Genomic DNA, 560 nt, shown 5'->3' on the forward strand with positions numbered 1-560 from the left:
ACTAGGAATTGACAAGAGTACATTTTACTATTGGCGTAAGAAATATGGAGGTATGGAAAAACAGGAGCTCAAACGTCTGAAGGATCTAGAAGCAGAAAACCTTAAACTCAAACAGATGTATGCTGATGTAAGTTTAGATAATAAGATGCTCAAAGATATACTGTCAAAAAAGTTCTAAGACCTTCCGACAAAATAGTTCGAGCAAAATATCTCATCAAGGAATATCTTGTACCCATTGTTAGAGCGTGTAAAGTAGCTGGTCTGACCAGGTCGATGTGGTACTACCAGAGTAAAAAGGATGATAGTGAAGTAATTGACAAACTTACTCAACTAGCAGAATCCTATCCGACTCGTGGTTTTGATGAATATTATTACAAGATCCGTCGTGAAGGTCTAAAATGGAATAGAAAGCGTGTATTACGGGTATATCGTGATATGAAGCTTAGTCTTAGGCGTAAACACAAAAAACGTTTAGTAAAACGTGTAAAACAACCTTTAGAAACACCTTCTGTACTTAATGAATGCTGGAGTATGGATTTTATGAGTGATGCACTCACTGA

General features: G+C 36.6%; 1 protein-coding gene and 1 pseudogene. Both read left to right on the plus strand.

Translation table 11 applies throughout. From position 1 onward, the window contains the following. Positions 1–7 precede the first annotated feature (7 nt). On the plus strand, positions 8–178 hold the full coding sequence (locus ACFO5T_RS13915) for a transposase (RefSeq protein ID WP_380035585.1): 171 nt from the start codon (positions 8–10) through the stop codon (positions 176–178). Positions 179–273: 95 nt separating this feature from the next. Next, a pseudogene (locus ACFO5T_RS13920) lies at positions 274–560 on the plus strand (IS3 family transposase); the annotation flags it as partial.

The sequence above is a fragment of the Dokdonia genika genome, assembly GCF_042652845.1.
GTDB lineage: Bacteria > Bacteroidota > Bacteroidia > Flavobacteriales > Flavobacteriaceae > Dokdonia > Dokdonia donghaensis.